Below are 12,695 nucleotides of genomic sequence, written 5' to 3'. Positions count from 1 at the left end.
GATGGGTGTCTCGACTTCGCTCGACACGAACGGAAGAAGGGGGGGGCGGCTGCCTCCGCCGCTCAACGGAACGGCGGTTCGTTGAATGCGCGCAGCTTGCGGCTGTGGAGTCGCGGGCCTTCGTCGCGCAGCATCTCGCAGGTGCGGATGCCGATCTGCAGATGCGCGGCGATCGCCTCCTCGTAGAAACGGTTCGCCTGTCCGGGCAGCTTCAGTTCGCCGTGCAGCGGCTTGTCGCTGACGCAGAGCAGCGTGCCGTAGGGAACGCGGAAACGGTAACCCTGTGCCGCGATGGTGGCGCTTTCCATGTCGATGCCGATCGCGCGCGATTGCGAGAAGCGCAGCGCCGAGTCGGTGAAGCGCAATTCCCAGTTGCGGTCGTCGGTGGTGACGACGGTGCCGGTGCGCATCCGCTTCTTGAGGTCGGCGCCGCTCGTTCCCGACACCGCCTCCGCCGCGCCGGCGAGCGCCTGCTGCACCTCGGCGATGGGCGGGATCGGGATTTCGGGCGGCAGCACCGAATCGAGGATATGGTCGTCGCGCAGATAGGCGTGGGCGAGCACATAGTCGCCGATGCGCTGGCTGGGGCGCAGCCCGCCGCAATGGCCGATCATCATCCACGCCTCCGGCCGCAGCACCGCGAGGTGATCGCAGATCGTCTTGGCGTTCGACGGGCCGACCCCGATGTTGACGAGGGTGATGCCGCTGCCGTCGGGCGCGATCAGGTGATAGGCGGGCATCTGGTGCCGGCGCCATGCGCTGTCGGCGACGAGCGCGCTCGCGTCGACGCCCACCCGGTCGACATAGAGGCCGCCGGCGCCCGCGAGCGCCGTGTAGCGATCCCGCCCCACCTGCGCGCCCGCCCAGGCGACGAACTCGTCGACATAGCGATGATAGTTGGTGAACAGGATATAGCGCTGGAAATGCTCGGGCGCGGTGCCGGTGTAGTGGCGCAGCCGCGCGAGGCTGAAATCGGTGCGCAGCGCATCGAACAGCGCGAGCGGCAGCGACGCCGCGGGGTCGGCGCCGAACAGCCCGTCGGCCAGCTCGTCGCCGATGTCGGCGAGGTCGGTGGTCGGGAAATGGCGCGCGAGTTCGAGCGGGGTGACACCGCCCATGTCGGACCCGTCGCTCGCGTCGAGCACATAGGGGAAGGGGATCTGCTGGCCGGTGCGCGTCACCTCCAGCGTCATGTCGTAATGGCGCACCAGCAGGCTGAGCTGTTCGCGCAGATAGGCCTCGAACAGGTCGGGGCGGGTGACGGTGGTGACGAATTCGCCCGCGCGCTCGAAATGACCGAAGGCGAGATTATGTCCGCCCTGGCCGTCGCGAAATTCGCCGTTGGTGACCAGACGCAGCGCCGGATAGTCGAACAGGCCGGTCGCGGCGGCGTCGGCCGGGGGCAGGGTGCCGTCGTGCACATAGGCGGCGATCGCCGATTTGAGCGCGACGACCGCGTCGCGGAATTTCGCCTTCAGTTCGGCGATGATCGTTTCGACGAGCGCGTCGGTATCGGCGATGTCGGGAGAAAGCGATGAAGGCGATGTCATCGCGGCGCTCTTGCACGAAATCGGGGCAAAAGGGAAGAGGGCGGGCCTGCCGTCGGCGCCCGCCCCGCCCCGATCAAAGCTGCTCGAGCATGTGGTCGGCGCTCGACACCTTGAATTCGCCGGGGGCCTCGACGTTGAGCTGTTCGACGACGCCGTCGTTGACGATCATCGAGAAGCGCTGGCCGCGCTTGCCGAGGCCGAAGGCGGTGCCGTCCATCGTCAGCCCGACGGCCTCGGCGAAATCGCCGTTGCCGTCGGCGAGCATCGTCACCTGATCGGCGCCGGCATTCTTGCTCCACGCGCCGAGCACGAAGGCGTCGTTGACCGCGGTGCAGGCGATCTCGTCAATGCCCTTCGCCTTCAGTTCGTCGGCCTTGTCGACATAGCCCGGCAGGTGCTTTGCCGAACAGGTCGGCGTGAAGGCGCCGGGAACCGAGAAGAGCGCGACCTTGCGGCCCTTGAAATAATCGGCGGCGTTCACCTGTTCGGGGCCGTTCTCGGTCACCTTCACCAGCTTGGCGTCGGGCAGCTTGTCTCCGGTCTGGATCGTCATGTCGGCATCCTTTCATCGAGGGGATTGGGATGGCGATGCCATCGGATTGTGACGGGCGCGAGTCAAGCGGGACGGGGTGCGGCCGTGACTCGGTTTAGATTTGGAAGGGGCGATTTCCTATCCCGTCACCCCGGGCTTGACCCGGGGTCCCGCTAAACAACGGTGGAAAAGCGGGACCCCGGATCAAGTCCGGGGTGACGATGCAACCATAGGGAGCAGCAAGCTGCCAAGCCTCGCTGCCCCTCCCGCTTGCGGGAGGGGGGGAGCGAGATTGCGCCGAAGGCGCTGGACCCGAGCGGCGGGCGCGTCCATGGTGCCGCGATGGAAACCGTCCCCGCCTGGTTCACCGGCCAGTTGCTGCTCGCCCTGCCGGGAATCGGCGATCCGCGCTTCGAGCAGGCGGTGATCGCGATGATCAGCCACGATGCGGAGGGCGCGATGGGGATCGGGGTTGCCGATCCGATCGACGGCATGACCGTCGGCGCGGTGCTCGATCAGCTCGACATCGCGCACGACGATCCGCTGGAGCAGCCGGTGTTCCTGGGCGGGCCGGTCGAGCCGTCGCGCGGCTTCGTCCTTCACAGCCGCGACTGGGGCGGCGAGGGCGCGGTGCAGGTCGCCGACCGCTGGATGCTGTCGAGCTCGCACGACATATTGCGCGCGATCGGCGAAGGACGCGGCCCGACGCGATGGCTGGTCGCGCTCGGCTATGCCGGCTGGTCGCCCGGCCAGCTGGAGGACGAGATGGTGCGCCACGGCTGGCATGTCACGCCGGGCAGCGACGCGCTGCTGTTCGAAACCCCGCCCGCCCGGCGCTGGCAGGCGGCGTTCGCGGAGGCCGGCGTCGATGCCCGCCTGCTCACCACCGAGGGCGGCGAAGCCTGACCGGTCAGCGCGCTAGCGCGAGCAGCGGCTGGCGGCCGCCGAGGCGCGCCAGCGCGGTGCGGGCCGCCCAGCGCGAATCCATATAGCGGCCGTCGGCGAGTTCGAGGTCGTAACGGATCGGGCTGGCCGCCGCCGCTTCATAGGCCGCCGCCGCATCGGCGGTCCGGCCGAGCCGGGCATAAGCGGTGCCGAGGTTGATCAGCCGCGACGGGTCGCGCGCGTCGAGCGCGGCGTTGCCGGTCAGCTTCGTCACCGCGACCGTATTCTCGCCCGCCCGAAGCTCGGCATAGGCGACCGGCAGCACCGTCGAATCGGCCTGCGGCGCGGTGACGACGACGATCGATTGCGCCGCGGCGGGGCTCGCGAAAGCGACAGCGAGCAGCGGCAGCATGATTTTCTTCATTTCCTATCTCCCCGAAACTTTGGCCGATTTTCTATCGCAATCGGGAAAAAGTCAATATTTCCAAGCAGTTGTAACAATATTGTCACAATAGGCCATTATGCTCATCGCATGGCGCATTATAAGTCAGGATTATCAATATCCTGACGATGCCTGACTGCGGCCGCGCGCTGCCATGCGCGGCTGTCACATATCGGACGAGGCGAAAATTTTTTTCGCGGGCGTTCCAGGCGGAATGCGATTCGCACGGGCGTTCGGCATCAAGCCGGATCGCCGCGCGGCTTCGCGGTTCGCTGGTGGCGATCCGGTCGACGTCATGCGACGGCCACGGCTCGACGGTGTGGCTCAACAGTGTTTGGGGTGCGATATAAAGAAAAGTTTATATTTGAATGCCGAGCCGCTTTCGGCTAGGGCGCCGCGCATCATCGCCGGTCGCGTGCGCGCGGCCGTGCCGCCTGACAGGAGACATGAATCGTGGCCACTCTTGCCGCCGAAACCCGTGACTATGTGATCGCCGACATCGGCCTTGCCGACTTCGGCCGCAAGGAGATCGCGATCGCCGAAACCGAAATGCCGGGCCTGATGGCGCTGCGCGAGGAATATGGCGCCGCGCAGCCGCTGAAGGGCGCCCGGATCACCGGGTCGCTGCACATGACGATCCAGACCGCGGTGCTGATCGAAACGCTGATCGCGCTGGGGGCCGAGGTGCGCTGGGCGACCTGCAACATCTTCTCGACCCAGGACCATGCCGCCGCCGCGATCGCCGCGGGCGGCACGCCGGTATTCGCGGTGAAGGGCGAAAGCCTTGCCGACTATTGGGACTATGTCGGGCGCATCTTCGACTGGGGCGACGACCAGACCGCCAACATGATCCTCGACGACGGCGGCGACGCCACCATGTTCGCGCTGTGGGGCGCGCGGGTCGAGGCGGGCGAGGCGCTGTTCGAGCCCACCAATGCCGAGGAAGTCGAATTCGTCCGCGCGCTCAAGGCGTTCCTCGCCGCCAAGCCCGGTTATCTGACCAAGAGCGTCCGCAACATCAAGGGCGTGTCCGAAGAGACGACCACGGGCGTCCACCGCCTCTACCAGATCGCCAAGGAGGGCAAGCTGCCCTTCCCCGCGATCAACGTCAACGACAGCGTCACCAAGTCGAAGTTCGACAATCTCTATGGCTGCAAGGAATCGCTGGTTGACGCGATCCGCCGCGCCACCGACGTGATGCTGGCGGGCAAGGTTGCGTGCGTCGCGGGCTTCGGCGACGTCGGCAAGGGCTCGGCGGCGAGCCTGCGCAACGGCGGCGCGCGCGTGCTGGTCACCGAAGTCGACCCGATCTGCGCGCTGCAGGCGGCGATGGAGGGCTATGAGGTGGTGACGATGGACGAGGCGGTGACCCGCGCCGACATCTTCTGCACCGCGACCGGCAACGCCGACGTCATCACCGCCGAGCATATGGCGGCGATGAAGCCGATGGCGATCGTGTGCAACATCGGCCATTTCGACAGCGAGATCCAGATCGCGGCGCTCGCCAACTACGACTGGACCGAGGTCAAGCCGGGCACCGACCTGGTCAAATTCCCCGACGGCAAGGAGATCATCATCCTTGCCAAGGGCCGGCTGGTCAATCTCGGCTGCGCGACGGGCCACCCGTCGTTCGTCATGTCGTCGAGCTTCACCAACCAGACGCTCGCGCAGATCGAGCTGTTCACCAAGGCGGGCGAGTATCAGAACGACGTCTATGTCCTGCCCAAGCATCTCGACGAGAAGGTCGCGGCGCTGCACCTCGAAAAGCTGGGCGTGAAGCTGTCGAAGCTGACGCAGAAGCAGGCCGACTATATCGGCGTGCCGGTCGAGGGGCCATTCAAGCCCGACCATTACCGCTATTGATGCTTCCGGCACCGGCGCGGGACGGTTTCGCGCCGGGACCGCGGCGATCGCGGAGAAAGGAAGAGGGCGGCCTGGCCGCCCTCTTTTTCGTTCGGTTCGCCGAAAACCCGTGTCCGCGGCCGGTCGAAAATTTTCTCCGTCATTGCTTCGCTCCGCTCGCAATGAGGATTCAAGGCCGTGTCATCAGGCTTTAAGCCATCGAGCCTTATATCTGACCTGTCGTTCTGTTCGTGTCGAGCCAAGTCGGGACACCCATCGAACTTCCACCACGCTCCGCTTTTCCACAGCCGCGCGCCCATCGGAAGGCGGGGCGCGGCAACCGGCGCCGACATGCGATTGAAACATCCCCGCATCGCCGGTAGGGCATCGGTCATGCGCGCGGAACGGCCGGACATGCGAGGATGCGAAACGGGATGAGCGATCCGCTTTCCCCGGCATCGCTGTTCGCGCTCGGCCTGTTCGCCGCCCTGTGGCTGATCGCCGGCCTGTGGGCGGTCGGACGCGGCGTCGCGATGCAGCGGCGCTCGGCCTTCGTCGCCGGGCAGACCGAACGGCTGGCGAGCCTGGTCGAGGCGTCGCCTCAGCTTCCCGTCATCGTCCGCGCCGACTGGCGGATCGAGGCGGGCGAGCGGCTCGGGCGCTGGCTCGGGCTCGACGGCGGCCCGCGCAATTTCGACGAGCTGCGCGGGCTCGACGCCGGGCTCGATGCCGCGGGGCACGAAGCGCTGCGGCAGGCGATCCTCGGCGCGCAGCGCGGCGCCAAGCCTTTCACGCTGAACCTGACGCCGCGGGGCGGCAGCCGCACCATCGTCTTTCAGGGCATGGCGGCGCCGCCGGCGGTCGGCGGACCGGGCAGCGTGCTGCTGTGGCTGAGCGATGCGACCGACGGCCAGCAGGCGCTCGTCCGCGCGCGCGCCGAGCGCGACGAGGCGATGGCGGCGTTCGAGGCGCTGTCGGGGCTGATCGAGGCGGCGCCCTTCCCGATGTGGTTCCGCGAGACCGACATGCGGCTTGCACTGGTCAACGCCGCCTATGTCCGCGCGGTCGAGGCGAAGAGCGCCGCTGCGGTGATCGACGAGGGCACCGAGCTGTGCGAGCCCGTCGCCGGCGTCAGCGCGACCGACGCCGCAGAGGCGGCGCGCGCCGCCGGGTCGGCGCAGCAGCGGACCGTGCCGGTGACGATCGAGGGCGAGCGGCGGATCATGCGCGTCGTCGACGTGCCGCTGGCGCCCGAGGGCGGGCGGGTGATCGGCATCGCGGGCTATGCGATCGACATTCAGGAACTGGAGAGCGAGCGCGGCGCGCATCGCCGCTTCGTCGATACCCAGCGCGAGCTGCTCGACCGGCTGTCGGCGGCGGTCGCGCAGTTCGGCCCCGATCAGGAACTGGTCTTCGCCAACCTGCCGTTCCGCCGCCTCTTCGCGATCGGCGCCGACGAGGTGGCGGAGGCGCGGTCGTTCGCGCGGCTGCTCGATGCGTGGCGCGACGCCGGGCGGACGCCCGAGGTGCGCGACTATCCGCAGTGGCGGCAGGCGCATGTCGACTGGTTCGCGCGCGCCGAGGCGGGCGAGGAGGAATGGCTGCTGCGCGACGGCACCCACCTGCACGTCGTCGCCCAGCCGACCCCCGACGGCGGCCTGCTGCTGATCGCCGAGGACCGCACCGAGCAGGTGCAGCTCGCCTCGACGCGCGACACGCTGCTGCGCGTGCGCACCGCGACCTTCGACAATCTGTTCGAGGCGGTTGCGGTCTTCGCCCCCGACGGGCGGCTCCACCTGTGGAACCAGCGCTTCCGCCGGCTGTGGAGCGTCGACGAGCCGACGCTGGCCGCGCATCCGCGCGTCGACCAGCTGATGAACGGCCTGGCCGACCGGCTCGCCAAGCCCAATCAGGTCAGCATCGTGCAGGAGGTGATCCGCGCCGCGACGCTCGAACGCCAGCAGCGCGTCGGGCAGATCCGCTTCCGCGACGGGCGCCATTTCGATTTCGCGGCGATCCCGCTGCCCGACGGCAACGCGCTGCTGATCATGCTCGACGTCACCGACAGCCGCAAGATCGAGGGCGCATTGCGCGAGCGCAACGAGGCGCTGGAGGCGGCGGACAAGGTCAAGACCGCCTTCCTGTCGCGGATGAGCTATGAGCTGCGGACGCCGCTGACCTCGATCGGCGGCTTCGCCGAGATGCTGCAGGCGGGCTATGCGGGCAAGCTCGGCGAACAGCAGCAGGCCTATGTCGACGCGATCATCGATTCGGTCGGCGTGTTGTCGCGCCAGATCGACAATGTGCTCGACCTCGCGCAGGGGGAGGCGGGGACGCTGGCGATCGAGCGCGCGCCGGTCGATGTCCGCGCGCTGCTCGACGCGGCGCTCGGCGACGCCGGGGCGCTCGCGGGGGATGAGAAGGTCGAGCTGGTCGGCCAGCTTGCCGATGGGCTCGGCCGGATCGACGGCGACGCGCCGCGCCTGTCGCGCCTGTTCGCCGGGCTGCTCGACAATGCGATCCGCTATACCGCGCCCGCCCGGCGCGGCGACGGCCGGGTGCTGCTGCACGCCGACGGCAATGCGCGGGGGGTCGAGATCGTCGTTTCCGACAATGGGCCGGGGCTCCCCGAAGCGGTCGCGGCGGTGACGCGCGGCGAGCAGGCGGGAACCCAGAGCGGCGGCATCGGCATAGCGCTCGCGCGCCAGCTCGTCGCCGCGCACGGCGGGACGATGGAGGTGCTGAGCGAGAAGGGGCAGGGAACGCTGGTGCGCATCCACCTGCCGCGGGGCGCGTGACGTGCGATCGAGCGCGGTGACCGAGCCCTGTCGTTCTTCCGCGGCGAAAAAGGATTCGCGCAGAGGCGCGGAGATCGCAGAGATTTTTGTTCACGCGGAGACGCGGAGACGCGGAGATGTCGTGATTGCCGCGAAGCGGCTTTCTCTATTCGACCTCGCGTCCGGCCGTGCCGTCTGGGATGAGAATGGGCCTGTCGGCCCGAACTTCCATCTCCGCGTCTCCGCGTCTCCGCGTGAATCCTTAGAGCCTTCTCTGCGGTCTCCGCGCCTCTGCGCGCATTATCTCCCGGTTCGCCGGAGCAAGCGACGCTGCCGCCGCTTCCCGCGCTCGATCCGGCGGTAATCATGCAAACGCGCCACCCCTACACGCTCGAAGACGCCGGCCGCATCGGCGCCGCGATCGGTGCGGTGCTGGCGCCCGGCGACGTCGTGCTGCTGTCGGGCGATCTCGGCGCGGGCAAGACGACGCTGGCGCGCGCGATACTGAAGGCGCGCGGGCTGGCGGGTGAGGCGCCGAGTCCGACCTTCGCGATCGTCCAGCCCTATGCGCCGCCCGAGGTCGATCTGCCCATCGCCCATGTCGATCTTTATCGCATCGAGCGGGCGGACGAGCTGATCGAACTGGGGCTCGACGATTACCGGCACGACGGCGCGCTGCTGATCGAATGGCCCGAGCGGCTGGGGCCGGAGGGCTGGCCCGATGCGCTGGCGCTGACGATTTCGGGCAGCGGCGACGCGCGCGTCTTGACAGCGCAGGTGCCGGCGGCTTGGGAAGCGCGATGGCCGCTTCGATGATTCCGCCCGCCGATGCCCCGGCGTTCCTTGCCGCGCACGGTTGGGGCGACGCGCAGATCCTGCCGCTGGCGGGCGACGCCTCCTTCCGCCGCTATTTCCGGGTCGTCGGCGACGGCCGGCAGGCGGTGCTGATGGACGCCCCGCCGCCGCACGAGGACCCGCGCCCCTTCGTCGCGGTGGCCGAATGGCTGTGCGCGCAGGGGCTGACCGCGCCCGCGATCCTCGCGCGCGATCTGGAGCGGGGACTGCTGCTGATCGAGGATTTCGGCGACGTCCGCCTGCGCGAGACGCTCGACGAACGGCCGGAGGCGGAGGCCGGCTATTATGCGGGGGTGGTCGACCTGCTCGCGCGGCTTCACGCGCGCCCGGCGATGCCGGAACTGCCGGTGCACGGGCTCGACCAATGGCTCGACGAGGTGATGCTCTTTCCCGACTGGTACGCCCCGGCGCTGGGGCTGGAGGTCGATCGCGACGCGTTCCGCGCCGCGTGGGAAGCGGCGCTGGCGCCGGTCGCCGCCGACGGGATCGCGCGCGTCACGGTGCTGCGCGATTTCCATGCCGAGAATATCATGCTGCTCGGCGGGCGAGAGGGCATCGCCCATTTCGGCCTGCTCGACTTTCAGGACGCGCTCGTCGGCCATCCCGCCTACGACCTTGCCTCGGTGCTGGAGGATGCGCGGCGCGACGTGACCCCGGCGGTGGAGGCCGCGATGCTCGACCGCTATGTCGCCGCGACGGCGCGCGACAACCGCTTCCGTGCCGCCTATTGGGCGCTGGCCGCGCAGCGCAACACGCGCATCCTCGGCGTCTTCGTGCGGCTGTGGAAGCGCGACGGAAAGCCCGGATACCGCCGGTTCCAGCCGCGCATGTGGGGCTTGCTCGAACGCGATCTGGCGCATCCCGCGCTCGCGCCGGTGAAGGCGTGGTTCGATGCCCATGTTCCCGCCGGGAAACGGGCGGACGCGTGGAAGGTGACGGAAGCATGAGCGCGACGATCGAAAGCGCGATGGTGATGGCGGCGGGGATCGGCAAGCGGATGCGGCCACTGACCGCGACGCGGCCCAAGCCGCTGGTGCGCGTCGCGGGCAAGCCGCTGATCGACCACAGCCTCGACCGGATCGAGGCGGCGGGCATCGGCCATGTCGTGGTCAACGTCCATTATCTGCCCGACGCGCTCGAGGCGCATCTCGCGGCACAGCGGCGGCCGTTCGACATCGCCATCTCCGACGAGCGCGACCGGCTGCTCGAAACCGGTGGCGGGATGGTCAAGGCGCTGCCGCTGCTGAAGGGCGATCCGATGCTGATCGTCAACAGCGACAATATCTGGACCGACGGACCGCAGAACAGCATCCGCAGCCTGGCGCATCACTGGGACGGCGCCACGATGGATGCGCTGCTGCTGGTCGTCGAACATGCCAGCGCGCGCGGGCATGGCGGGCAGGGCGATTTTCACATGGACGCGGCGGGACGGCTGTCGCGGCGCAAGCCGGGCCGCGTCGCGCCCTTCGTCTTCACCGGCATCCAGCTCGTGTCGCGGCGTTTTCTGGACGGTGCGCCGGAGGGGGCGTTCTCGACCAACATATTGTGGGACCGTGCCATCGCGGCGGGCCGCCTCTACGGCCTCGCGCACATGGGGCAATGGTTCGACGTCGGCACCCCGGCGGCGATCGCGCCGACCGAGGCGGCGCTGGGCGGGGTTTGACCTTTCTCCATCGTCATTGCGAACGGCGAAGCCGCGCGGCAATCCAGAGCTTGCGTAAACTGCCCTGGATTGCTTCGCTGCGCTCGCAATGACGCGGCCCGCCACCTTCTCCATCCCGATCCATCGGGCCTTCGCCGACGCGCTGGCGGCGGGGCTGATCGCGCGCTTCGCCGACGGGGCGCTCGGCCTTGCCGAAGGATTGATCCTGCTGCCGAGCAATCGCGCGAAGAGTGCGGTGCAGGCGGCGTTCGTGCGTGCGGGCGGGGCGGGGCTGCTGATGCCGCGGCTCGCGGTGATCGGCGACGCCGACCTCGACGAGAGCGTCGCGCTGGCGCTCGATGCGATCGACGAGGCCGAGCCGCTGCCACCCGCCATCGACCCGCTGCGCCGCCGTTTGCTGCTCGCTGAGCTGATCGAACGGCACACGCCGGAGGGCGAAGCGGCGATTACGGGCGCCGCCGCCTTCCAGCTTGCCGACGGGCTGGCGCGCGTGATCGACCAGCTTCATTATGAGGAGCGGACGGTGTCGGCGCTCGTCGATCTCGACCTCGGGGCCTTCGCCGGCCACTGGCAGGCATCGCTCGCGCGACTGCGGCTGCTCGTCGACCATTGGCCGGGCGTGCTCGCCGCCACCGGCAGCATCGACCGCGCCGAGCGCCGCAACCGATTGCTCGACCGCGTGTGCGAAGGCTGGCGCAAGGCGCCGCCGGCGCGCTTCGTGGTCGCGGCGGGGATCACCACCGCGGTGCCCGCCGTCGCTCGGCTGCTGCGCACCGTCGCCGGAATGGAGCGCGGCATGGTGGTGCTGCCCGGGCTCGACCCGGTCATGGCGGCAGAGGAATGGGACGCGCTCGGGTCGACGCGATCCGATGCCGACGATCCGGCGCGCCCGCTCGAAACGCATCCGCAATATCATCTCAAGCTGCTGCTCGACCGCATGGGCGCGAGCCGCGACGAGGTTCAGGCGTGGGATACGGTGTCCGATTTCGACGGGCCGGAGGCGCGCACGCCCTTTGTTTCGCTGCTCTTTGCGCCCGCCGCCTATAGCGCGCAGTGGCAGGCGGCGGGCGACCTGTCGGCGGCGACCGCCGGCCTGTCGGGCGCGGTCTTCGCCGACGACGGGCAGGAGGCGCAGGGAATCGCGCTGCTGATGCGCGAGGCGATCGAGACCCCGGGGCGCACCGCGGCGCTGGTGACCCCCGACCGCGCTCTGGCCGAACGGGTCGCGGCGGCGCTGACGCGCTGGGGCATCGCGGTCGACGACAGCGCCGGCCAGCCGCTCGCGCAGACGCCGCCGGGCGCCCTGCTGCTGCTGCTCGCCGGGCTGGCGGCCGATTTCGATCCGGTCGCGCTGGTGTCGCTGCTCGGCCATCCGCTCGTGCGCAAGGGGGAGGAACGCGCTGCGTGGCTCGATCAGGTGCGGCGGCTCGACCTGCTGCTGCGCGAGCCGGGGCTGACGCCGGGCTGGGTGGGCGTGACGGCGCGCATCGCGGCGCGCGCGGCGGACCCGAAGGCGCGCGGGCACGCCTTGGCGGCGGCGCTCGGGCCATGGTGGGACGAACTGTCGGAGGCGCTCGGCGCGACGCTGGCGCCCTTCGCCGCCGGGCCGACGCCGCCCGCGACGCTACTCGGCGCCTTGCAGGCGGGGCTCGAGCGGCTGACCGGCGACGCGGTGTGGGCCGGACCGGCGGGGCGGATGCTCGCCGAACTGTTCGATGCGTGGGCGCTCGCGCGCGGCGCCGGCCCGGCGCGCGTCGATCCGGCCGATTTTCCCGCGATGCTCGGCCAGCTGTTGGCGCAGGCGAGCGTGCGCCCTCCCTATGGCGGGCACCCGCGGCTGTTCATCTGGGGCCTGCTCGAAGCGCGGCTGCAGCGCGCCGACCTGATGATCCTCGGCGGGCTCGACGAGGGCCGCTGGCCCGCCGCGACGCAGCCCGACCCGTGGCTCGCGCCCGGCATCCGCCGCCTGCTGGGCCTGCCGGCGCCCGAGCGGCAGCAGGGGCTGGCGGCGCATGATTTCGCCGGGGCGCTCGGCGCGCGCGAGATCGTCGTGACGCGCGCACAGCGCAGCGGCGGCGACCCGGCGGTCGCGTCGCGATTCTGGCTGCGGCTGTCGGCGCTGGCGGGCGACCTGACCGAGCCCGCCCCC

At 69.8% G+C, this 12,695-nt stretch carries 11 protein-coding genes; 7 read left to right on the top strand and 4 right to left on the bottom strand.

Annotation, left to right across the window (positions count from 1 at the left end; all coding sequences use genetic code 11):
• Positions 1-62 precede the first annotated feature (62 nt).
• Positions 63-1,550, bottom strand: coding sequence for an AMP nucleosidase (locus SGR02S_RS11410; protein WP_067109560.1), 1,488 nt, complete (start codon positions 1,548-1,550; stop codon positions 63-65).
• A gap of 73 nt (positions 1,551-1,623) precedes the next feature.
• Positions 1,624-2,103 carry a peroxiredoxin gene (locus tag SGR02S_RS11405; protein WP_067109558.1) on the bottom strand — a complete coding sequence of 160 codons (480 nt, stop codon included), beginning with the start codon at positions 2,101-2,103 and terminating at the stop codon, positions 1,624-1,626.
• A 321-nt stretch (positions 2,104-2,424) separates the two neighbouring features.
• Between SGR02S_RS11405 and SGR02S_RS11400 the strand changes: the two genes are divergently transcribed.
• Positions 2,425-2,988, top strand: coding sequence for a YqgE/AlgH family protein (locus SGR02S_RS11400; protein ID WP_067109603.1), 564 nt, complete (start codon positions 2,425-2,427; stop codon positions 2,986-2,988).
• Positions 2,989-2,992: 4 nt separating this feature from the next.
• On the opposite strand, the gene SGR02S_RS11395 is transcribed toward SGR02S_RS11400, so the two are convergent.
• The gene (locus SGR02S_RS11395) at positions 2,993-3,391 is read right to left on the bottom strand and encodes a hypothetical protein (protein ID WP_067109555.1); all 399 of its coding nucleotides are present in this window, start codon (positions 3,389-3,391) and stop codon (positions 2,993-2,995) included.
• A gap of 82 nt (positions 3,392-3,473) precedes the next feature.
• On the bottom strand, positions 3,474-3,737 hold the full coding sequence (locus SGR02S_RS11390; protein ID WP_067109553.1) for a hypothetical protein: 264 nt from the start codon (positions 3,735-3,737) through the stop codon (positions 3,474-3,476).
• Positions 3,738-3,862: 125 nt separating this feature from the next.
• Between SGR02S_RS11390 and ahcY the strand changes: the two genes are divergently transcribed.
• The 6 genes from ahcY to addB all read left to right on the top strand — a co-directional run.
• On the top strand, positions 3,863-5,272 hold the full coding sequence (gene ahcY, locus SGR02S_RS11385; RefSeq protein ID WP_067109550.1) for an adenosylhomocysteinase: 1,410 nt from the start codon (positions 3,863-3,865) through the stop codon (positions 5,270-5,272).
• A gap of 413 nt (positions 5,273-5,685) precedes the next feature.
• Positions 5,686-8,049, top strand: a complete 2,364-nt coding sequence (locus SGR02S_RS11380) for a sensor histidine kinase (RefSeq protein ID WP_067109548.1) — start codon at positions 5,686-5,688, stop codon at positions 8,047-8,049.
• A gap of 345 nt (positions 8,050-8,394) precedes the next feature.
• Positions 8,395-8,844 (top strand): tRNA (adenosine(37)-N6)-threonylcarbamoyltransferase complex ATPase subunit type 1 TsaE, encoded by a 450-nt coding sequence (tsaE, locus tag SGR02S_RS11375; protein WP_067109546.1) that lies wholly within the window; start codon positions 8,395-8,397, stop codon positions 8,842-8,844.
• Positions 8,841-9,830 carry an aminoglycoside phosphotransferase family protein gene (locus tag SGR02S_RS11370; protein WP_067109600.1) on the top strand — a complete coding sequence of 330 codons (990 nt, stop codon included), beginning with the start codon at positions 8,841-8,843 and terminating at the stop codon, positions 9,828-9,830. The genes tsaE and SGR02S_RS11370 overlap by 4 nt, the downstream gene beginning before the upstream one ends.
• Positions 9,827-10,546, top strand: a complete 720-nt coding sequence (locus tag SGR02S_RS11365; RefSeq protein WP_067109544.1) for a nucleotidyltransferase family protein — start codon at positions 9,827-9,829, stop codon at positions 10,544-10,546. The genes SGR02S_RS11370 and SGR02S_RS11365 overlap by 4 nt, the downstream gene beginning before the upstream one ends.
• 88 nt (positions 10,547-10,634) lie before the next feature.
• A partial coding sequence (addB, locus tag SGR02S_RS11360; RefSeq protein ID WP_067109541.1) for a double-strand break repair protein AddB occupies positions 10,635-12,695 on the top strand: 2,061 nt, incomplete at its 3' end.

It is taken from the genome of Sphingopyxis granuli NBRC 100800 (assembly GCF_001591045.1).
Classification (GTDB): domain Bacteria; phylum Pseudomonadota; class Alphaproteobacteria; order Sphingomonadales; family Sphingomonadaceae; genus Sphingopyxis; species Sphingopyxis granuli.
This window is presented reverse-complemented; position numbering and strand designations above follow the sequence as displayed.